This is a genomic window from Azorhizobium caulinodans ORS 571 (genome assembly GCF_000010525.1).
Taxonomy (GTDB): Bacteria; Pseudomonadota; Alphaproteobacteria; order Rhizobiales; family Xanthobacteraceae; genus Azorhizobium; species Azorhizobium caulinodans.
Genome location: NC_009937.1, coordinates 4324004 through 4343490 on the forward strand (window position 1 = coordinate 4324004; position 19487 = coordinate 4343490).

At 66.6% G+C, this 19487-nt stretch carries 21 protein-coding genes; 18 read left to right on the forward strand and 3 right to left on the reverse strand.

Translation table 11 applies throughout. The features are described 5' to 3' along the window. Positions 1-32 precede the first annotated feature (32 nt). Together AZC_RS19410 and AZC_RS19415 are read right to left on the reverse strand one after the other, a co-directional pair. Positions 33-608, reverse strand: a complete 576-nt coding sequence (locus AZC_RS19410) for a peroxidase-related enzyme (RefSeq protein ID WP_012172292.1) — start codon at positions 606-608, stop codon at positions 33-35. After that, on the reverse strand, positions 605-1093 hold the full coding sequence (locus AZC_RS19415; RefSeq protein WP_012172293.1) for a CMD domain-containing protein: 489 nt from the start codon (positions 1091-1093) through the stop codon (positions 605-607). The genes AZC_RS19410 and AZC_RS19415 overlap by 4 nt, the downstream gene beginning before the upstream one ends. Before the next feature lie 183 nt (positions 1094-1276). Here AZC_RS19415 and AZC_RS19420 point away from each other — a divergent pair, with 183 nt between their 5' ends. From AZC_RS19420 to AZC_RS24550, 18 genes are all read left to right on the forward strand, one after another. Beyond that, positions 1277-2293 carry a LysR family transcriptional regulator gene (locus AZC_RS19420; RefSeq protein WP_012172294.1) on the forward strand — a complete coding sequence of 339 codons (1017 nt, stop codon included), beginning with the start codon at positions 1277-1279 and terminating at the stop codon, positions 2291-2293. Then, positions 2290-3768, forward strand: coding sequence for an NAD(P)-binding domain-containing protein (locus AZC_RS19425; RefSeq protein WP_012172295.1), 1479 nt, complete (start codon positions 2290-2292; stop codon positions 3766-3768). The genes AZC_RS19420 and AZC_RS19425 overlap by 4 nt, the downstream gene beginning before the upstream one ends. After that, positions 3755-4612, forward strand: coding sequence for an alpha/beta fold hydrolase (locus AZC_RS19430; RefSeq protein ID WP_043879616.1), 858 nt, complete (start codon positions 3755-3757; stop codon positions 4610-4612). The genes AZC_RS19425 and AZC_RS19430 overlap by 14 nt, the downstream gene beginning before the upstream one ends. Next, positions 4609-5529, forward strand: coding sequence for an ABC transporter permease (locus tag AZC_RS19435; protein WP_012172297.1), 921 nt, complete (start codon positions 4609-4611; stop codon positions 5527-5529). Before AZC_RS19430 ends, AZC_RS19435 begins: the two co-directional genes overlap by 4 nt. Positions 5530-5532: 3 nt before the next feature. Next, on the forward strand, positions 5533-6384 hold the full coding sequence (locus AZC_RS19440) for an ABC transporter permease (protein WP_012172298.1): 852 nt from the start codon (positions 5533-5535) through the stop codon (positions 6382-6384). 3 nt (positions 6385-6387) lie between these two features. Continuing rightward, complete coding sequence (locus AZC_RS19445) at positions 6388-7569, forward strand: M24 family metallopeptidase (RefSeq protein WP_012172299.1); 1182 nt, start codon at positions 6388-6390, stop codon at positions 7567-7569. 5 nt (positions 7570-7574) lie between these two features. Beyond that, complete coding sequence (locus tag AZC_RS19450; RefSeq protein ID WP_012172300.1) at positions 7575-8597, forward strand: ABC transporter ATP-binding protein; 1023 nt, start codon at positions 7575-7577, stop codon at positions 8595-8597. Then, positions 8594-9514 (forward strand): ABC transporter ATP-binding protein, encoded by a 921-nt coding sequence (locus AZC_RS19455; protein ID WP_012172301.1) that lies wholly within the window; start codon positions 8594-8596, stop codon positions 9512-9514. Before AZC_RS19450 ends, AZC_RS19455 begins: the two co-directional genes overlap by 4 nt. A gap of 20 nt (positions 9515-9534) precedes the next feature. Continuing rightward, complete coding sequence (locus tag AZC_RS19460) at positions 9535-11034, forward strand: ABC transporter substrate-binding protein (protein ID WP_012172302.1); 1500 nt, start codon at positions 9535-9537, stop codon at positions 11032-11034. A 6-nt stretch (positions 11035-11040) separates the two neighbouring features. Next, the gene (locus AZC_RS19465) at positions 11041-13302 is read left to right on the forward strand and encodes a molybdopterin-dependent oxidoreductase (RefSeq protein WP_012172303.1); all 2262 of its coding nucleotides are present in this window, start codon (positions 11041-11043) and stop codon (positions 13300-13302) included. A gap of 307 nt (positions 13303-13609) precedes the next feature. Next, positions 13610-13831, forward strand: a complete 222-nt coding sequence (locus AZC_RS19470) for a RebB family R body protein (protein WP_012172304.1) — start codon at positions 13610-13612, stop codon at positions 13829-13831. 182 nt (positions 13832-14013) lie between these two features. Further along, complete coding sequence (locus AZC_RS19475; protein ID WP_043879617.1) at positions 14014-14289, forward strand: RebB family R body protein; 276 nt, start codon at positions 14014-14016, stop codon at positions 14287-14289. A gap of 184 nt (positions 14290-14473) precedes the next feature. Beyond that, a complete protein-coding gene (locus tag AZC_RS19480; protein ID WP_012172306.1) occupies positions 14474-14704 on the forward strand; it encodes a RebB family R body protein in 231 nt (76 codons plus the stop codon). Between the two features lie 78 nt (positions 14705-14782). Further along, positions 14783-15151 (forward strand): hypothetical protein, encoded by a 369-nt coding sequence (locus tag AZC_RS19485; protein WP_012172307.1) that lies wholly within the window; start codon positions 14783-14785, stop codon positions 15149-15151. 10 nt (positions 15152-15161) lie between these two features. Then, complete coding sequence (locus AZC_RS19490; RefSeq protein ID WP_012172308.1) at positions 15162-15542, forward strand: hypothetical protein; 381 nt, start codon at positions 15162-15164, stop codon at positions 15540-15542. 88 nt (positions 15543-15630) lie between these two features. Beyond that, entirely contained in the window at positions 15631-15906 is a 276-nt protein-coding gene (locus tag AZC_RS19495; RefSeq protein WP_043879618.1) for a RebB family R body protein, read from the forward strand. A 103-nt stretch (positions 15907-16009) separates the two neighbouring features. Further along, a complete protein-coding gene (locus tag AZC_RS19500) occupies positions 16010-17803 on the forward strand; it encodes a hypothetical protein (RefSeq protein WP_043879619.1) in 1794 nt (597 codons plus the stop codon). 25 nt (positions 17804-17828) lie between these two features. Further along, complete coding sequence (locus AZC_RS24550; protein WP_012172311.1) at positions 17829-18590, forward strand: Crp/Fnr family transcriptional regulator; 762 nt, start codon at positions 17829-17831, stop codon at positions 18588-18590. 69 nt (positions 18591-18659) lie between these two features. Here AZC_RS24550 and tam read toward each other — a convergent pair whose 3' ends face one another. Beyond that, the gene (tam, locus tag AZC_RS19510) at positions 18660-19430 is read right to left on the reverse strand and encodes a trans-aconitate 2-methyltransferase (RefSeq protein WP_043880543.1); all 771 of its coding nucleotides are present in this window, start codon (positions 19428-19430) and stop codon (positions 18660-18662) included. Positions 19431-19487 lie beyond the last annotated feature (57 nt).

Genomic DNA, 19487 nt, shown 5'->3' on the forward strand with positions numbered 1-19487 from the left:
GCCCGGCGGCATTCGCCGCCGGACGTCCCGCTTCACGTTGCGACCGGCTCGCCCAGCGTGTGCATGAGGCGGTTGGCCCAGCCAAAGATGGCGGCGGAGAGGATCAGGTCCACCTGCTCCAGATCGGTCAGCCCCTGTTCGCGCAGGGCCGCGATGTGGTCGGCCGCTGCTTCGGGCGGGGTATTCGACACCGCCACGGCAAAATCGAAGATGGCCTGATTGCGCGGCTCCAGTTCCGCCTTCGTCTCGGCGGCGAAAATGGCCTTGATGACCTCCGGCGCCTTGGCGAGCTGGTTGTAGCGGGAGGCATGGACCGCCGCGCAATAGACGCAGCGGTTCACCACCGAGGCGCCCACCGCCCCCAATTCCCGCTCCGCCCGCGACAGGCCATCGTCGCCATACATGATGGCGTTGAAGAGGGGCGAGCGCACCGCCAGCGACTCCGGATCATGGGCCAGCGTGAGCACGTAATCCGACACCTTGGTGTTGGAGGGCGTGATCTTCATCGCCTCCCGCTGTTCCTCGGTCGCCTCTTCCAGGCGCACCGGCGTCACATAGGGCCGCCAGCGGGGGACCTTGGTGGTGAAGGTATGGACGACCTCGCTCATGCCGTGCCTCCCAGCAGACGCAGCCCGGCGATGACGCGGGCCTGATAGTTCACGAAGGCCGCAAGCTCGGCGAGACGGACCACGTCCGCCTCGGCAATGCCCGCCGCCGTGAGGGTTTCGACGTCGCCCCGCGTCGCCTCGCGCGGCGCCAAAGTGAGCATGTCCACGTGCCGGACGATGGCGCCGAGGCGCGGCGCGAACGGCCCGGCCTGACCGGCGGCAACGCGGGTGAGTTCCGGCATCTCGCCCGCCTGGGACAGCAGGCCCTGATAATGGGCGGCGAGCGCCTCGTCCGCCAGCGCACGCGCCATGCGCACCGCCAGCGCGGCGCGTTCGCCGTGGCTCAGCCCGCCAGGGGCGCGGGGAATGAGCACTGCGTCATGGCTCGCTTGGCTCAGCCCCATGATCTGCGCCCGCTCAGCCAGTGCGGCGGCGAGCGGCGAACCGGGCCGGACGCCCGCCAGCCGTTCGATCACATGATCCATCTGAAGGTCCGCTCCATCTGTCGCGCGGTCGGGTCGAGGCCCGGCACGGCGGTTTTCAATCCACTTTACACATAGAAATTATTTTATTATGTGCAATCCGTATGGCGCCTGCGCGCTCCGCAGGCGCCATCGGGTGCTCGGTGCCATATTTTCATGCTTGCGACGAATTGTACCAGCCTTATCATGCTGAATATGGATTTTAATGATCTGGATCTCCGGCAGCTGGATGCCTTCTCCGCCGTCATGTCGGCGGGCAGCATCACCGGGGCGGCGCGCCTGCTCGGCCGCTCGCAGCCGGCCACCACGCGCCTCATCCAGGATCTGGAAGAAAGCCTCGGCTATCCCCTCTTCCACCGCAACGGCCCGCGCATCTCGCCCACCGAGCAGGGTGTCCTCTTCTTCGAGGAGGTGGAACGCCTTCTCGTCAGCCTGAAGCATATTCGCGAGCGGGCCGGCGCCATCGGGCGCGGCGAGGCCCGCCCGTTCGAGGTAGCCGCAACGCCCGCACTCTCCATAGGGCTCGTGCCTGATGCGCTGGCGGCCATGGGGGGCACCACACTGCCCCGCCTCCTGCACATCCAGTCCCTCTCCGCCGAGAACGTGGTGCAGACCCTGCTCGCCCGTGCGGCGGACTTCGGCATCGCAAGCCTGCCCGTCGAGCATCCCGGCCTCGACGTGCACTGGATCGGCGAAGCGCCATGCGTGGCGGCGGTGGCGTCCGACTCCGAGCTGGCCACGCAGGACACGATCCGCATCGCCGATCTCGCCGGCGCCTGCATCATAACCATGGCGAACCCCTACCGTCTTCGGCGGCGGGTGAATGAGGCTATCGCGCAGGCGGGCGTCACGCCGCTGCGCGTCATCGATACCAATGCTTCGCTCACCGCATTGTCGCTCGCCCGCGCGGGGCTGGGCGTTGCCATCGTCGAGCCGGCGAGCGCCTGCGGACTGCTGCCCGAGGGCCTCGTTCTGAAGCCCCTCGACGTGCACATTCCTTTCCTCTTCGGCACGGTCTCCCCGGCGGCCAAGCCGTTGTCCTCCACCCTCATCGCCTTCAACGACGCCTTGCGCGAGGTGGCCGCCCGCCGCCTTCCCGGCTTCCGCCTGCACGAGGCGGGCAAGCGGGAAGCGCTGGCCGATGCGGTCTATGGCGCGGACGATGCCGCCCCGACCGCCGCCAAAGGGAGACCCATCCGATGACCGAACGCACGGCCGGCGAACGCCCCATGGACCTTGATGCCCTCGAAGCCCGCCTGAAGCAGGATCTGCAATGGCTGGAACTGCCGTCGAAGTCCTGGGTGCCGCCGCGCGTCGTGGACGGCCGGCGGGTGCGCGATGTGGTCATCATCGGCGCCGGCATGGCCGGGCTTGTGGCCTCGGGCATGCTGAAGCGCCTCGGCGTCGATAATCACGTGCTTTACGATCGCGCTCCGGCGGGCCGCGAGGGGCCGTGGGTGACTTACGCGCGCATGGAGACGCTGCGCTCGCCCAAGCAGCTCACCGGACCTGCCATGGGCCTGCCGGCGCTCACCTTCCAAGCTTATTATCAGGCCCGCTTCGGCCGCGCGGCGTGGGATGCGCTGGGCAAGATCCCGCGCGAGATCTGGATGGATTATCTCGTCTGGTACCGCAAGGTGCTGGAGCTGCCGGTCGAAAATGGCGTCGAGCTGAAGCGCATCCACCCGCGTGCCGACGGCCTTCTGGACCTCGCCATCGAGACGCCCCAAGGCCCCGAGACCGTGACCACCCGCCATGTGGTGCTCGCCACCGGCCGCGACGGCCTCGGCGGACCTTGGGCGCCGCCGGTCGCCACTGCCCTGCCCCGCCGCTTCTGGGCGCATTCGGCGGATCCGATTGACTTCGCGGCCCTGAAGGGCAAGCGCGTGGCCGTGGTGGGAGCCGGTGCCTCGGCCATGGACAATGCCGCCACTGCGCTGGAGGAAGGCGCGGGCCGCGTGGACCTCTTCATCCGCCGCACGGACATTCCGCGCATCAACAAATTCACGGGCATTGGCAGCCAGGGCGTGGTGCATGGCTTCGCCGGCCTGTCCGACGACTGGAAGTGGCGCTTCCTCGATCACACGCTCAGCGCCCAGACCCCGCCGCCGCGTGACAGCACGCTGCGGGTCTCGCGCCATGCCAACGCCTTCTTCCACCTCGGCAGCCCCATCGAGAGCCTCGTGGTGGAGGGCGATCATCTGGTGCTCACCACGCCCAAGGGGCGCTATGAGCTCGATTTCATCATCTTCGCCACCGGCTTCCGGGTGGATCTGTCCTTGCGGCCGGAGCTGGAGGAAGTCGCGCCCTTCATCCGTTTCTGGGGCGACCGCTTCACCGCGCCGGATGGCCTCGACAATGAGGAGCTCTCGACCTCTCCGGACCTTGGCGAGAGCTTCGAATTCCTGGAGCGCGAGCCCGGCACCTGCCCGGCCCTGCGCTACATCCACGGCTTCAACTTCCCGGCGACCCTGAGCCACGGCAAGCTCTCCGGCGACATCCCCGCCATCAGCGAGGGCGCGGACCGGCTGGCGCGCGGCATCGTGCGCGAGATGTTCGTGGCCGATCGCGAGATTCATTTCGCCAATCTCAAGGCCTTCGACGTGCCGGAGATTCAGGGCGACGAATGGACGGATGCGGACGCGCCGCCACGGGAGGGCACCCATGCCGCCGAGTGAGCCGCGCAGCATCACGCTCAATGGGGCGCGCTTCGTCTATGACGTGGCGGGAGAGGGCCACGACGAGACCATCGTCGTGCTCCATGGCGGACGCGGCATCGGCGACCACCGGGCCGATTTCCAGGCCTTCCTGCCCCTTACCGACTGCTATCGGCTGCTCGCTTATGACCAGCGTGGCTGCGGACTCTCCTCGCTGACGCCGCCCTATACCTTCGGCCAGTTCGCGGATGATCTCGAAGCCATCCGGCAGGAGCTGTGCGGCGGCGGCCGCATCATCCTGATCGGCGGCTCCTTCGGCGGCATGATCGCCCTCACCTATGCGGTGAAATATGGCGCGAACGGCCTCTCCCGCCTCATCCTGCGCGGCACGGCGCCGAGCCACCACCATGAGGCGGAGGCCATCGCCAATTTCAAGGCGCGCCTGCACAAGGCGCCCAGTGCCTCCCTGCGCATGGTGGAGAAGATGTTCTCGGACGTCATCGACGACACCGAGCTGCGCCTCATCTGGCTGGCCCTCCAGCCGCTCTATTTCGAGACCTTCGATCCCGACGCCGCGCTGGAGCGCACCCGCACGCTGAGCCTGCACGCGGAGACGCATAACGCCCTCTTCGCCGTGAAGGACTATGACCTGCGCGACCAGTTGCCCGGCATCGCGGTGCCGACACAGGTGATCGTGGGCGGCGAGGACTGGATCTGCCCGCCTTCCCAGTCGCGCCTCATCGCCGAGCGCGTGCCCGGCGCGGAGCTTCTGGAAATTCCGGGCGCGAACCATTCCGTCCATATCGAGGCCAACGCACAGGTGCTCGCCGGCATCCGCTCCTTCCTCGAAAGGACGGCCCCGTGACGCGCTATATGGCGGCGAAATTCGGCGAGGCGCTCATCGCCATCTGGGGCGTGGTGACGATCGTCTTCTTCGTCACGCGCCTTGTGGGCGACCCGGTGGCGCTGCTGCTGCCCGTGGGCGCGTCGCCGGAGCAGATGCAAGCGCTGACCGCCGCCCTCGGCCTCGACAAGCCCCTGTGGCAGCAATACCTCACCTTCTTCTGGCAGGTGCTGGGCGGGGACTTCGGCCAGTCCTTCCAGTTCAACCGGCCCGCCATGGAGGTGGTGCTGGAGCGGATGCCCGCCACCATCCAGCTTGCCCTCGTCGCCATCGTGCTCGGCACCGTCATCGGCGGGCTCGCCGGCTCCATCGCCGCGACACGGCGCGGGTCGGTTATTGAATTCGTGGTCATGACTCTGGCCCTACTCGGTCAGGCGACCCCGGTCTTCTGGCTCGGCATCATGCTGATCCTGCTCTTCGCGGTGGATCTCGGCTGGCTGCCCACCGGCGGCTATGGTTCGCCGAGCCATCTGGTTCTGCCCGCCTTCACGCTCGCCGTCTTCGTCAGCGCCTCCATCGCCCGGCTGCTGCGCTCCAGCATGCTGGACGTGCTGAAGGAGGATTATGTGCGCACCGCCCGTGCCAAGGGCCTGCTGCCGGGCACCATCTTCGTCTGGCATCTGGCGCGCAACGCGCTGATCCCGGTGGTGACCATGATCGGCATCCTCACCGGCGAACTGCTCGGCGGCTCGGTGGTGACGGAGACGGTGTTTGCCTGGCCGGGCGTCGGCCGCCTGATCGTGCAGGCCATCGAGACCAAGGACTTCCCGGTCATCCAGGCGGGCGTCGCCATGATCGCCGCCATCTATGTGGGCATCAACCTGCTGGTCGACCTGCTCTATATGGTCATCGATCCGCGCATCGGGGGCCGGGGCTGAGCCATGAAGCGCTTCTTCCTCGCCCTCCTGCGCAGCCGGTCCGGCCTCTTCGGCATGGTGCTGCTCGTCGCCTTCATCGGTGCGGCGCTGCTCGCCCCGGTGCTGGATTTGCCCAATCCCGTGCGCGGCGACCTCAAGGCCCGCCTTGCCCCGCCCACCTGGACCTCGCCCTTCTCCCCCGGCGCCCATCCGCTGGGCACCGACCAGCTCGGCCGCGACATCCTGAGCCGCATCGTCCACGGCAGCCAGATCACGCTGGCCGTGGCTGCGAGCGCCGTGGTGCTGGGCGGCATCGTCGGCGTATTCCTTGGCATCGTCGCCGGTTATCGCGGCGGCATGGTGGACCGCATCCTCATGCGGCTCGTGGACATCCAGCTCGCCATCCCGCTCATGCTGCTGGCGTTGCTGGTGGTGGCGGCGCTGGGCCCGAGCCTGTCCAACCTCATCGTGGTGCTCGCGGTGACGAGCTGGATCCGCTACGCCCGCATCATCCGCGGGCAGGTGCTCTCCCTGCGCGAGCGCGAATTCGTGCTGGCGGCGCGGGCCATCAGCGCCCCCACCTCGCGCATCATGCTGCGGCACATCCTGCCCAACGTGCTCACCCCTGCCCTGGTCGTGGCCACGCTGGAACTCGCCCGCATCATCATCATGGATGCGGCGCTGAGCTTCCTCGGCCTCGGCGTGCAGCCGCCCACCGCCTCCTGGGGCCGGATGCTGGCGGAAGGCCGCACCTACATTTCCAGCGCCTGGTGGATCGTCACCTTCCCCGGCCTCGCCATCCTGCTCACCGTGCTGAGCGTGAATCTCGTGGGCGACTGGCTGCGGGACTATTTCGACCCGAGACTGAGGACCTGACGCATGACCGCATTCGGCAATCCCTCCCGCATCGAGCGGCTGCGCACCCGGATGGCGCAGGCGGGCATCGACCTCATCGTCTCCTTCAAGCCGGAGAACAGCTTCTATCTCACCGGCTTCAACCCCATCATCTACAGCCATCCGGTCATCGCGCTGCTGCCGCGCGAGGGAGAGGCGCAGGTGCTGCTTCACGCGCTGCGGGACGACCACGCCCGCGCCTCCAGCTTTGTGCGCGACATCCGCCTTTACGGTGCCTGGTCCACCAAGGTGACCATGGGTCTGCACTGGCAGGCGGCGCTCCAGAGCCTCGTCACCGAGGCGGGCTTTGCCAATGCCGTCATCGGCATCGAGGAGGACTTCCTGCCCGTGTCGCGCCACCGCGAGCTTCAGGGATTGTTTCCGGGCGCGAGCTTCAAGGACGTCTCCGGCCTCATCATGTCGACCCGCCTCGTGAAGGATGCGGACGAGATCGAGAACTGCCGCGCCGCCGCCCGCATCGCGGACGTGGGCATGGACGCGGCGGTTGAGGCCGTGCGCGCCGGCGGCAGCGAGCGGGACATCGCGCTTGCCTCCATGGCCGCCATGAACCGCTTCTGGGCCGACACCTTCCCGGACAAGGAAGTGTGCGACTTCGGCAGCCTAGAGGGCGGCGCGCAGAACGGCCTTTGGACCTGGGCGCTCGCCGGTGAGCGCATGTTCATGAACTGCGACAACCCCACCCAGCGCCGCCCGGCGCAGGGCGAGTGCGTGAGCATCTTCATCTGGACCATCATCAACGGCATCCATGCGGAGAATGAGCGCACCGTCATGGTGGGCGAGGTGCCGGAGGCCAACCGCCGGGCGCTGACCTCCATCCTCGAAATCCGCGAGGAACTGTTCCCGCTCCTGAAGCCCGGCACGCCCATCTCCGCGCTCTTCAACGGCACCAAGGCGGGGCTGGAAGCGCGCGGCTATGGCAAGTATCTGCCCGGCCGCATCGGCCACGGCATCGGCCTTGGCGCCCATGAGCATCCCTCTCTGGATGCGCGCACCGACATTCCGCTGGAGCCCGGCATGATCTTCACGCTGGAGCCGAACCTGCGGATGCCCGGCATCGGCGCCACGCAGATTTCCGACACCGTCCTCATCACGCCCGATGGCTGCGAATTCCTCACGCAGTCCGTGGGCGGGCTGATCACGGCCTGATCCGCATGGCGCCGCTCCTCCAGATCCGCAACCTCACCGTGGCGTTCGACACGCCGGCGGGGGTGGTTCATGCGGTCAATGACGTTTCCTACGATCTGGAGGAGGGCGAAACGCTCGGCATCGTGGGCGAGAGCGGCTCGGGCAAGAGCGTGCACGTGCTGGCCATGACCGGCCTCATCGCCAGGCCCCCCGGCCGCATCGTCGCCGGCTCCGTGCTGTTCGAGGGGCGCGACCTCCTGACGATGCCCGAGCGGGAATTGCGCGATCTGCGCGGCGGGCGCATCGGCTTCGTCTTTCAGGACCCGATGACCTCGCTCAACCCGGTGCTGACGGTGGAGCGCCAACTGGTGGAGCTTCTGGTGCGCCACCAGCCGCTCTCCAAGGCGCAGGCGCGCAAGCGGGCTATCGAGCTGCTGGAACTGGTGCGCATTCCGGATGCGGAAAAGCGCATCGGCCAGTATCCGCACCAGTTCTCCGGCGGGATGCGGCAGCGGGTCATGATCGCCATCGGGGTCGCCTGCAATCCGCGCCTGCTGATCGCGGACGAGGCCACCACGGCGCTCGACGTGACCGTGCAGGCGCAGATCCTCGACATGATGCGCGATCTCAAGCGCGCCTTCGGCACCACCATCATCTGGATCACCCACGACATGGGGGTGGTGGCCGGCCTCGCCGATACGGTGCAGGTGATGTATGCGGGCCGCATTCTGGAGCGCGGGCCGGTGGATGCCGTCTTCGACGATCCCCGCAATGCCTATACTTGGGGCCTGCTGCAATCCCTGCCGACGGCCGAGCGCCGCGCGGAAGGCCGCCTGCACCAGATCCCCGGCAGCCCGCCCAATCTCGCCGCGCCGCAGGTGGGCGATCCTTTCGCGCCCCGCAATGCCTTCGCGACGCCCCGCTGCTTCAAGGAGATGCCCCCCTTGAAGCAGGTGGAGCATGGCGCGCCCGGGCATCTGGCCGCCGCGTGGTATGACCTGCCCGCCGCCCTCAAGGCGAAGGGCCTTGCCATGGGAGGCGTCGCATGAGCACGCACCCGTGCACTCCTCTCCTCGATGTGAAGGACCTGCGCAAGACCTACACGAGCCGGCAGGGCCTGTTCGGCCGCGCCACCAGCGAGGTGCGGGCCATCGACGGCGTCTCATTCCACATCGGGCATAAAGAAATCCTCGGCCTCGTGGGCGAAAGCGGCTCGGGCAAGAGCACGACCGGCCGCGTGGTGCTGCGGCTGGAGGAGCCCACCGGTGGCGAGGTCTTCTTCGAAGGCAACCGCATCACCGATCTGCCGCCGCTGGAGCTGAAGCCCTATCGCCGGCAAATGCAGGTGGTGTTTCAGGATCCCTATGCGGCGCTCAATCCGCGCATGACGGTGGGCGATTTCGTCACCGAGCCGCTGATCGTCCATCATCTGGCGGACAATCGCACCGAGCGGCAGGATCGGGTGGCGGAGCTGTTCCGGCAGGTGGGGCTCGATCCCGCCTTCATGGCGCGCTATCCGCACGAATTCTCCGGCGGCCAGCGCCAGCGGGTGAACATCGCCCGCGCCATCGCCATGCGCCCCCGCCTCATCGTGGCGGACGAGCCCATCACCGCGCTGGACGTGTCCATTCAGGCGCAGATCGTGAACCTGTTTCAGGATCTCCAGCAGGAGCTGGGGATGGCCTATCTCTTCATCGCCCACGACCTCTCCATGGTGCGCTATCTCTGCCACCGGGTGGCGGTGATGCTGCGCGGGCGCATCGTGGAGATGGCGCCGACCGAGGCCATCTTCACCGATCCGCTCCACCCCTATACGCGCTCGCTGCTCTCCGCCATCCCGGTGCCGAAACCCGCCATCGAGCGCCAGCGCCATCCCATCCCGTTCGATTACGAGCGCGAGAAGCCCGCTCCCGACGCCACCTTGCAGGAGGTTGCGCCGGACCATTTCGTCCTCATCTCTCCCTGACCGCCCGACGGAGACGCCAGATGAAGCGCTTTACGCCCGCCGCCTTCGCCGCTGCCCTTCTCGCCACCGTGACCCTGCCGGGGCTCGCAAAGGCCGAGACCGCGACCATCGCGCTCGCGGTGAACATCAACACGCTGGACCCGCACATGTCGGCGTCCTTCGGCTCCGACCTCAGCCTTCTGAGCCACGTTTATCCGGCGCTGATCCTGCGCGGGCCGGACCTCAAGCTCCAGCCGGCGCTGGCCAAGAGCTGGACACCGGTGAACGACACCACCTGGCGCTTCGAGCTGGTGCCGGGCGCTAAATTCGCCAATGGCGAAGCGCTGGACGCCAAGGCGGTGCGGTGGAACCTCGACCGCGTGCGCGACCCCAAGGTGAATGCCCGCATCAAGTCGTGGTTCGATCTCGTGAAAGACGTGCGGGTGATCGACCCGACCACGCTGGAAGTGGAGACGAGCGCGCCCTTCCCCGCCTTCGCCGACCAGCTGTCCATGTTCTTCCTGCTGCCGCCGGAATGGGCCGCGACCCATAATCCGGCCACCGAGACCATGTCCGGCGGGCCCTACCAGATCACGGAGAACGTGCCCGGCGATCACATAACGCTGAAAGCCAACCCCACCTATTTCGGCGAGAAGCCGGCCTTCGACACCGCCATCTTCCGCACCATTCCGGAGCCCTCGAGCCGCATCGCCGCGCTGCTGGCCGGCGAGGTGGACCTCATCACCGGCGTGCCGCCCTCCGAGCTGAAGCGCATCAAGGACAGCGGCAAGGCCAATTCCGGCGCCACGCCCAGCACCCGCAGCGTCTTCATCAAGTTCAACACCCAGAAGGCGCCGCTCGACAACAAGCTGGTGCGCCAGGCGATGAACTATGCGGTCGACAAGACCGCCATCGGCGATTCCATCTTCGAGGGCCTTGCCTACATCTCGCCCTGCGAGATCCTGACGCCCGCCTATTTCGGCTTCAATCCGGACCTGAAGCCCTATGCCTATGACCCCGCCAAGGCCAAGGCGCTGCTGAAGCAGTCCGGCGCAAACCTCTCCCAGCCCATCGAGATGGACGTGCCGGTGGCGACCTATCTGCAGGGGCAGGAAGTGGCGCAAGTGGTGGCGGCGCAGCTGGGCGAAGTGGGCCTCAACGTGAAAATCACGGAGATGGACTTCGGCGCCTACATGAACAAGTACCTGAAGTCCCGCACGCTGGCGCAGACCTCGCTGCTGACCCACGGCTGGCCCACCATCGACGCCGATGGCCAGCTCACCCTGCTCGCCCCCGGCAACCAGTATGCCTATTGGGACAATGCCGCCTTCGGCAAGGCGGTGGAGGCCGGGCGCTCCACCACCGACAAGGCCGCGCGCCTTGCGGCGTACAAGACCGCCACCTCCATCATGTGCGAGGAGGCGCCGGTGCTGTTCCTTTATGCCCAGCCCAACACCTATGGCACCTCCAAGCGCGTGGTGTGGCAGCCCCGTGCCGACGACTGGGTGCGCGCCTACGACCTGAAGCCGGCGGCCAAGTGAGCCGTCGTGACCGCTGACGAGCGGCTGCACCTCTTCGGCAGCCACTTCGGCACCTATGAGGTGGAGGCGGGCCCCGACGGCCGCCCCCGCCTTCTGCCCTTCCGCCATGACCCCGCGCCCTCTCCTACGGGAGCGGCCTTCCTCGATCTCGCGGACCATCCGCTGCGGGTGCGCCATCCCATGGTCCGGCGGGGCTGGCTCACCGCCAAGGGACGGCCGCAGGGGCGCGGCGCGGAGCGCGGACGGGACGATTTTGTCGCCGTGACATGGCCCGAGGCGGCCCGGCTGGTGGCCGGCGAGATTGCGCGCGTTTCGGGCGATTACGGCAATGCGGCCATCTTCGGCGGCTCCTATGGCTGGGCGAGCGCCGGGCGCTTCCACCATGCCCAGAGCCAGCTGAAGCGCTTCCTGAACCTCTGCGGCGGCTTCACCTCCTCGGTGAACACTTACAGCTATGGCGCCGCCGCAGTGCTGCTGCCCCACGTGATCGGCCGGGAATACCAGGGCGCGACAGACACAGCGCCGAGCTGGGACCAGATTGCCGCCCACGCGCGCCTTCTCATCTCCTTCGGCGGCTTCCGCCTCTCCAACGCGCAGGTGGAAGCGGGCGGCACCGGGCAGCATCGCGCCGAGGCGGCGCTGGCAGACGTGGCGCGCGCCGGCTGCCGGATCGTCGTCTTCTCCCCCACGGGCGCGGACGCGCCCGGCCTGCCGGGCCGTGTGGAGCACGTCCCGCTGCGGCCCGGCACGGACGCCGCCGTGCTGATCGCCATGGCGCAGGTGCTGCTGGCGGAGGGGCGGACGGACACGGAGGCCCTCGCGCGCCTGACCGTGGGCCATGAGGCGTTTGCCGCCTATCTGGCGGGCAGTCCCGACGGCCAGCCGAAGACACCGGAATGGGCAGAGGGCATCTCCGGCGTGCCGGCGGCGACCATCCGGGAACTCGCGCGTGCCTATGCTCAGGTGCCAGCGCTGGTGAACCTCTCCTGGTCATTGCAGCGCTCGCGCCATGGGGAGCAGCCTTATTGGGCGGCGATTGCCCTTGCCGCCATGGCCGGGCAGGTGGGGCGGCCGGGATGCGGATTTGCCTTCGGACTCACCGCCGTCTCCTCCGTGGGCCAGCCGATCCGCCGGCTGAAGGGGCCGGCGGTGACGCAAGGGCGCAATCCGGTTTCAAGCTTCATTCCCGTCGCCCGCATCACCGAGTTGCTGGAGAACCCCGGCGGCACGCTCGACTATGACGGGCAGAGGCTCGCCCTCCCGAACATCCGCCTCGTCCATTGGGCGGGCGGCAACCCCTTCCACCACCATCAGGATCTGAACCGGCTCGCCGCCGCCTTCCGGCGCCCGGAAACGGTGATCGTGCATGAGAGCGTGTGGACCGCCACCGCCCGGCACGCGGACATCGTGCTGCCCGCGAGCCTGCCCTTCGAGCGAGACGATGTCGCCGCCGCCTCCCGCGACAACTGGCTCATTGCCTCCCGCCGTGTGCTGGCAACGCCGCCGGACGTGCGCTCCGATCACGACATGCTCGCGCTTATCGCCCGCGAACTCGGCCTTGACGCCGCCTTCACCGAGGGGCGCAGCGAAGAGGATTGGCTGCGCCATCTCTATGCGGGCTACCGCGACGCCCATCCCGAACTGCCGGATTTCGACACCTTCTGGGCCCGCGGCTATGCTGGGCTCGACCTCGGCGCACCCGCGCCTGCCCCCACAACGCCGCTCGCCGATTTTGCACGCGACCCGGATCTGCACCCGCTCTCTACTCCTTCGGGTCGCATCGAGATCGGATCTTCGACGATCGCGGCCTTCGGTTATGACGACTGCCCCGGCCATCCCGCATGGCTGGAGCCGGAGGAATGGCTGGGGGCGCCGCTTGCCGGCACCTATCCGCTGCATCTGCTCTCTCCCCAACCAGAACACCGGCTGCACAGCCAGCTGGAACTGGCCGGCCCCAGCCAGCAGGCGAAGGTGACCGGCTGCGAAGTTCTGCTGCTCAGCCCACAGGATGCCGCCGCCCGCGGGCTGGCGGCGGGAGAACAGGCGACCGTCTTCAATGCGCGCGGTCGCGCTCTTGTCGCCATCGGCATTGATAACCGGCTGTCACCGGGCGTCGCCGTTCTGCCTACGGGAGGCTGGTACGCCCCGAATGAGCAGGGCCTCGATCTCGGCGGCAATCCCAACACGCTGAGCTCGATCCGCCCGACCTCACGGCTCGCACAAGGCACCGCGCCCAACGCGTGTCTGGTCGAGGTCGTCAGCCGATAAAACAGGGCGTGAAACGCAGGGAGCGCTCGGGACGGTCCAGGCGGCGCCAAAGAACATTTCTAACAATTTATACAATCTAAAATAGATTAAATAGCTAACTATTTTCATCTTGCGCCCGCGACACGGCTCGGGAACAGGCCTTTATTCCCCTCAAATTATGACTCTGCGAATATTTTCCTTCAAGTGACTTTCATCACCGACGCATTTGGTTGTATGTCCTACCTTCGGTTCCACTCGGGAGCGCCTCGATCCGCCGGAATGGCAGACATCGCAGGCGAACCATTGCAACTCCAGAGGGTAGAACGACATGTCGACCACAGGTTCCGATGGACCCATCACCGATAGCGTGGCGGCCAGCAGCGAGAGCGTTCTCGGCAGCGCGGCGCCGGTGGCCCTCAGCATGTTCTACCAGGCCGCCGGGCAGGCCTATGCCATCACCATGCAGAACGCGGCCTCCAACCAGCACAATCTGAATGGGTTGAACCTGCCCCTGGTCTCCAACGCGGTGAAGGCACTCACCACGAAATAGGACCAGCGAACCAGCCGACACGCGCGGCAGAGCCGCGCTGCATGCTTTAAATGATCCTATGACCATCAACATATTTCTCCGGCCGTTGCTGCCGGACCACGGCTTCACAGCGGCTCCATGACGAGGATCCGGAGAGCTGATGAAGAAACCCCAGAATGCAAACCGGAACGAGGAGAAGCTTCATGACGAACACCGTCTCTCCGCAGGTGACTGACGCCGTCACGCAGGTCAACGTGAAGGTCGTGGGCGAGGCCCCCGCCATGGCGCTGGGCTCGCTCTACCAGACCGCGGCTCATTCCACCGGCCTGCTGTTCGCCAATGCCGTGACCGCGCAGAACAACCAGAACATTCTGGCGCAGGCGGCGACCACGCAGGGCGTCATGCAGATCTACAGCATCGACACCATTTCCGACGCCATCGCCATCGTCCAGATGCTGCGCGGCAACGCCAACACCTGACCGCCGCCGCGGCGGACCACGCCGCCCGCGGCCTTCAAACATCGCTTCCGTGACGCAGGCGCGGCGCTCCACGCCGACGCCACGGAGGCGCGCGCGCCGGCCGCCGCACGGCCGGAGTGAACTCCGCACCGGGTGTTGATCCCCTGTCCTCTGGAAACGAGCCCAGCAAGCAGACGAGGCGACGATGCGCAACTCAGGCTCCGGCGGCGCCAACAGCACGATCATCGGCAGCGTGGCCAACAACAGCACCAGTGTCGTCGCCAGCGCACCGGCGGTCGCGCTCAGCATGTTCTACCAGGCCGCCGGCCAGGCCTATGCCCTGACCATGCAGAACGCGGCCTCGAACCAGCACAACCTCAATGCGCTGAACCCGACGCTCGTGGCCAACGCGGTGAAGGCGCTGTCCACGCCCTGAAATCGCGGCCTTGCCGCGCCCTGATCCCCCAAGCGCCCTGCCACCAGGGACCGCACGGCGAAGAAGGAGCCGAATGTCATGGGCCTCTCGAACCTTTTCGGCGGCAGCAGCGAGCCGGAGGCAAATGCCTCGCCCGACACGACCCAGGCGTTTCAGAACATGCTGGCGCTCCAGGGCGCCGCCGGAGACAACCCGACCGTCCAGGAACTCGCCGGCGCCGCCATGGGCCAGGTGGTGGCCATGATGGGCGAGGACGCCCGCACCTACATGCAGGGCATGGAGCAGATCTATCTCGCTGCGAGCGGCAAGGCGCTGGCGCTGATCGCCAATCCGCCCACGAAACAGCAGGGCATTGACCTCCTGACCAATGTCGGCGTCTCGCAGACGCAGACCCTGACCTTCATGACCGGCGCGGCGACGGTGGCCGCCGCCTTCTCCAAGATCTGAGGAGGCAAGCGTGGCCACTCCAGCGGGAAAACGCCCGCCGCGCCGGCGACGGCCGGCCCAGACACCAGTTCCGGAAGTCCCGGAGCCCGGCCCGGTGGATGCGGCGAGCATCGAGAAGGCCGTCACCGACAACATCATGACGGCGCTACGCCCCTTGATCCACGAACTGACCAAGGTGGTGAACAAGGCGAAAACCGAAAGCCCCGTACCGCCGCACGAGACGCCGGCCGCCCAACTCGAAGCCAATACGGGCGAGACGCTCGAGTTCACCAAGTCGTTGCTGGCCGACAAGATGCAGCAGATTCAGGAACTTCAGCAGCTTGTCACCGCCCGCATGCATCAGCGCCGGGCCCGGAGCCTGCGCCGCTTTCCGAAGTCGAAACTGAGCTAACGCCGCCAGGCGGCCCCGAGCTTCCGCGGACAGTTTCGGTCCGCTGAAGATGAGCAAGGACCTAACCGAAGAAACGAGGAGACAAGACATGACCAATACCGTCTCGCCGCAGATCACCGACGCGGTCACGCAGGTCAACGTGAAGGTGGTCGCCGAAGCCCCCGCCGTCGCCATCGGCTCGCTCTACCAGACGGCGTCTCACTCCACCGGCCTGATGTTCGAGAACGCGGTCACCGCCCAGAATAACCAGAACATCCTGGCGCAGGCGGCGACCACGCAGGGCGTCATGCAGATCTACAGCATCGACACCATCTCGGATGCCATCGCGGTGGTGCAGATGCTCCAGGGCAACGCCAACACCTGACACGCAACGGGCGGGGCCCGCACCGGCCGCGAGCCCCGCCTCTTTCAGCTTCAGCAGGTGATTTCAAACGGTGCCCATCCGGGCCGCATTTCGGGAGAGAGCCATGGCCATCGAAGATAAGGGCTTCATCGGCGCCTGCATCCATTGCACCTACGAGGACAGCGTCCACAAGGCGGAGGACATCTACATCGGCTTCTCCAACGGCGCGTTCGATACCAAGAAGCCCGCCCCCTATGGCGTCTTCCCGAACCTGATGATGGCGCTCCTCATCCTGATCAAAAACAAGCTCCAGTACGAATCGCGCGCAAAAAATGTCATCACAGGCCGGGCCGTGAAGGACTTCACTCTCAAGAACCTCATCATCAACGATGATTACGTAAATTATAAGAACTATATTTCATATTCAACATTGCCATTCGTTTATCTCTGCGACAACAATCTGGGCGTCCAGAACGGAAAATATATCAGCATCCAGGACTACCGCACGCTATTGCCGACGAAGGCAAACTCCGTGGGCCTCGACCGCGCCTCCGGCACGTTCTTCATCTACGAGAACAAGGGCACGCCGGTGATCCGAGATGGCACGCTGAAATTCATCGACTTATCCGTATGGAACGGCGAGCGCGACGAGCCGAAGAACGCAATCGCCACCCCCATACTCCAGTCCCTGAATGCGGACTTCACCTCCGACGACAAGGGCGCGCCGCTGCTGAACCAGCTTTATGTCTATGCCGAGGGTCTCACCTGCCCCATGACCCACGGCGATGCCTTCGCTGAAGTGCTGAGCGGCATCGTCAATCGCTGGAACGAATATCGCGACGACCAGAAGGACAAGGCGCCCTTCAACATCGGCTCCGGCCTCTTCCTGCGCCTGCCGCCGGCGGCGGAGACGGTCTTCGCGTCCAACGACCGATCCGCGCGCGTCATTTTGTCCCCGAACAACAAGAACAAGAACCGCGCCTCCCATGCGGAGGTGAAGGTGCCGCTGTTGCTCAATTTCCTGTCTTATTGCGGCTTCGGCGGCGGCGGCAAGGAGGACGGAAATGCCGTTTGGATCGCGGGCTACAACAAGGACAAGGTGAACAATGCCGTCAAGATATTGACGCAGCACGTCAGGGATGGCGGCCACCTGTTCATGTTCTCGTCCCTCCTGCCCTGTTACATGTGCGAGGGAAGCATTGATTCCACGATCAGCGGCGACGGTGAGCTCTACAAGGAAATCAACGGATACCCGATCAACCTCTATCCGGGCTTTCCGGAAACGAAATTCCACTACACGATCGATATCACTTACTATTACGACATTGATGATACCATCAATTACCGTCGGCTCTACGCCAACCAGAAGACCAATTCCAGCCGTTACCAGGGCATCCAGATGCAGATTGTGGAAGTGCCCTATAGCGCCTATATCCCTGCCACGGGTCGCGTGATCTCCCGCGCGGATGCGGATATTTCCGTTGAGCCTATGGCGGTGCCGGACGCCGGCCAGACCGCCTATGGTGTGGGTCTTCACAACCAGAAGACCATCGTGCGCTATCGGCTCGCTGCCGACTGCTTCACCAGCCGCACCATCACCAGCTACCAGATCCTGCAATCGCCCAGTCCCAGACAGGTGATGGGGGCGCCAGAGGGTTTCGGGCAGATCGGCGGGAACGACAATCCGGTGCAGCAGCGCCTCGACGCGGCCTCCCGGGCGACGGCGAGGTCCGATCAAGGCGCAGGCTCCCCCATTGGCACCGAGCCAGTCGCCTTGCCCTCCAGCGGTCCCGAGGCCCCGTCGAATGTCGCCACCGAGACGCCGACGCAGAGCGCGCCGCAGCCGGTCCGCCGCCAGATCCGCCTGCCGCTTCGGCGCGGGCATCTGCGGCCGGTCGCCGGGCCACGGCTCTCCTGACCCGCGCCCACCGCCGGAGAGCGCCATGGACCCCGCACCCCTCCCCCTCAAGGCCCCCTTGCCCCCTCCCGCCGGCCGGAGCGTCCAAGCGGCACGCATGCCGGCGAAGGCGGAGGTGCCGCCCGTCGTGGCCCGCTCGTGCCTGTTCCAGGGGCTCACGGGCGATGAGGTCGCCCGCATCTTCGCGCGTGCCCATCCGCGCAGCTTCACGCGCGACGAACCCGTGATCACCGATGGCGACCTGCCCGAGCGGCTCTATTTCGTCACCGAGGGCAGCTTCATCTGTCGCAAGACCTCTCCGGCCGGACTGGTCTTCACCCTGGGCCAGCTTCATCCTGGCAGCTTCTTTGGGGAAAGCGGCGTGATCGGCGGCCGCCGGAGCGACATGGACGTCACGGCCACGGGGGAAGCTGCGGCGCTCGGGGTCCCCGCCTCGGACTTTCGCCATGCACTGGAGCGCCATCCCTCCATCAGCCGCCACCTGGTCGATGAAATGGCGGCCCGCATCGCCGCACTCACCCTGCTGAGTTTCGAAGTCGCCACGCTGAAGCTGGATGCCCGCCTGAGCCGCGCCATCGCAAAGCTTGCGCGCGAGCGCGATCAGTTCCGCGACGGGGGACTGATCCGCCCCGCGCCGACCCATGCGGAACTGGCGGCCATGCTCGGCACCACGCGGGAAGTGGTCTCCCGCTCCATGACCGCCCTCTCCCGCCAGGGCCTCATCGAGACGCGCCGGCAGGAAATCCTGATCCGCCGGGCCCTTGGCCTGCAGAACTTCGAACGGTGACGGGGAAGAGGAAGAAGGAGGCGACCATCCCTGAAAAACCAGCGCGCGGGACGGCGCTGTCGGGATGGCTCAGCGCAGCACGACGATAAAAAGACGGGGGAAATACAGCAGCACGCGGCCATCCGCACGCCGGGGATAGACGCGGGCGAGACGCTCCTCATAGGCGGCGAGAAAATCCGGACGCTCGGCAGGCGCCAGCGCATCGAGATAGGGCTGGAGGCCGCCTCCGCCCCGCATCCACTCCATGAGCGCCGCATGATCGGCGAGCGGATGGCAATAGACCGTACGCCACATCTCCACCTTGCCGGCGATGGGGCTCAGCAGATCGTAATATTCCTCGGGGCGAAGCAGCGGAATGCGCGCGCGGGGTACCGCGCTGAGCTGCCGCGCCCAGGCGCCCTCCGCCATCGCGCGCAGCGTCTCGTGCACCGGCTCCGACAGATTGTCGGGCAACTGGATGGCGAGAACCCCGCCGTCGCTCAGTTGCGAGACCAGACGCGGAAACAGCGTGCGATGGTCCGGCATCCAGTTCAGTACGGCATTGGCCAGTATCACGTCCGCCGGCTCCGGCAGACGGTAGGTGCGCACGTCCGCCTGGATGAAGCTCGTGTGTGGCATGCGCCGGCGGGCGGCAGCGAGCATATCGGGAGAGCTGTCGATGCCGATCACATCGGCTTCGGGATAACGGGCCGCCAGAATTTCGGTGGAATTGCCGGGCCCGCATCCCAGATCGACGACGCGGCGCGCGGCTTCCAGAGGGATCTGCGCAACAAGGTCACGGGCCGGACGGGTGCGTTCGTCCTCGAACGTCAGATAAAGCCGCGCACTCCATTCCGCGATCATGGCCGCCCCCCCGGCTGTGGGCATGCCGACAGCACGCCGCGGACGCGCCATGCG

Excerpts from the sequence above, each read along its gene's own strand:
- AZC_RS19495 (WP_043879618.1), top strand. The coding sequence starts at position 15,631 with ATGACCAATACCGTCTCGCCGCAGATCACCGACGCGGTCACGCAGGTC.
- AZC_RS19460 (WP_012172302.1), top strand. The coding sequence starts at position 9,535 with ATGAAGCGCTTTACGCCCGCCGCCTTCGCCGCTGCCCTTCTCGCCACC.
- AZC_RS19420 (WP_012172294.1), top strand. The coding sequence starts at position 1,277 with ATGCTGAATATGGATTTTAATGATCTGGATCTCCGGCAGCTGGATGCC.
- AZC_RS19500 (WP_043879619.1), top strand. The coding sequence starts at position 16,010 with ATGGCCATCGAAGATAAGGGCTTCATCGGCGCCTGCATCCATTGCACC.
- AZC_RS19470 (WP_012172304.1), top strand. The coding sequence starts at position 13,610 with ATGTCGACCACAGGTTCCGATGGACCCATCACCGATAGCGTGGCGGCC.
- AZC_RS19425 (WP_012172295.1), top strand. The coding sequence starts at position 2,290 with ATGACCGAACGCACGGCCGGCGAACGCCCCATGGACCTTGATGCCCTC.
- AZC_RS19440 (WP_012172298.1), top strand. The coding sequence starts at position 5,533 with ATGAAGCGCTTCTTCCTCGCCCTCCTGCGCAGCCGGTCCGGCCTCTTC.
- AZC_RS19485 (WP_012172307.1), top strand. The coding sequence starts at position 14,783 with ATGGGCCTCTCGAACCTTTTCGGCGGCAGCAGCGAGCCGGAGGCAAAT.
- AZC_RS19430 (WP_043879616.1), top strand. The coding sequence starts at position 3,755 with ATGCCGCCGAGTGAGCCGCGCAGCATCACGCTCAATGGGGCGCGCTTC.
- AZC_RS19445 (WP_012172299.1), top strand. The coding sequence starts at position 6,388 with ATGACCGCATTCGGCAATCCCTCCCGCATCGAGCGGCTGCGCACCCGG.
- AZC_RS24550 (WP_012172311.1), top strand. The coding sequence starts at position 17,829 with ATGGACCCCGCACCCCTCCCCCTCAAGGCCCCCTTGCCCCCTCCCGCC.
- AZC_RS19455 (WP_012172301.1), top strand. The coding sequence starts at position 8,594 with ATGAGCACGCACCCGTGCACTCCTCTCCTCGATGTGAAGGACCTGCGC.
- AZC_RS19480 (WP_012172306.1), top strand. The coding sequence starts at position 14,474 with ATGCGCAACTCAGGCTCCGGCGGCGCCAACAGCACGATCATCGGCAGC.
- AZC_RS19410 (WP_012172292.1), bottom strand. The coding sequence starts at position 608 with ATGAGCGAGGTCGTCCATACCTTCACCACCAAGGTCCCCCGCTGGCGG.
- AZC_RS19415 (WP_012172293.1), bottom strand. The coding sequence starts at position 1,093 with ATGGATCATGTGATCGAACGGCTGGCGGGCGTCCGGCCCGGTTCGCCG.
- AZC_RS19475 (WP_043879617.1), top strand. The coding sequence starts at position 14,014 with ATGACGAACACCGTCTCTCCGCAGGTGACTGACGCCGTCACGCAGGTC.
- AZC_RS19450 (WP_012172300.1), top strand. The coding sequence starts at position 7,575 with ATGGCGCCGCTCCTCCAGATCCGCAACCTCACCGTGGCGTTCGACACG.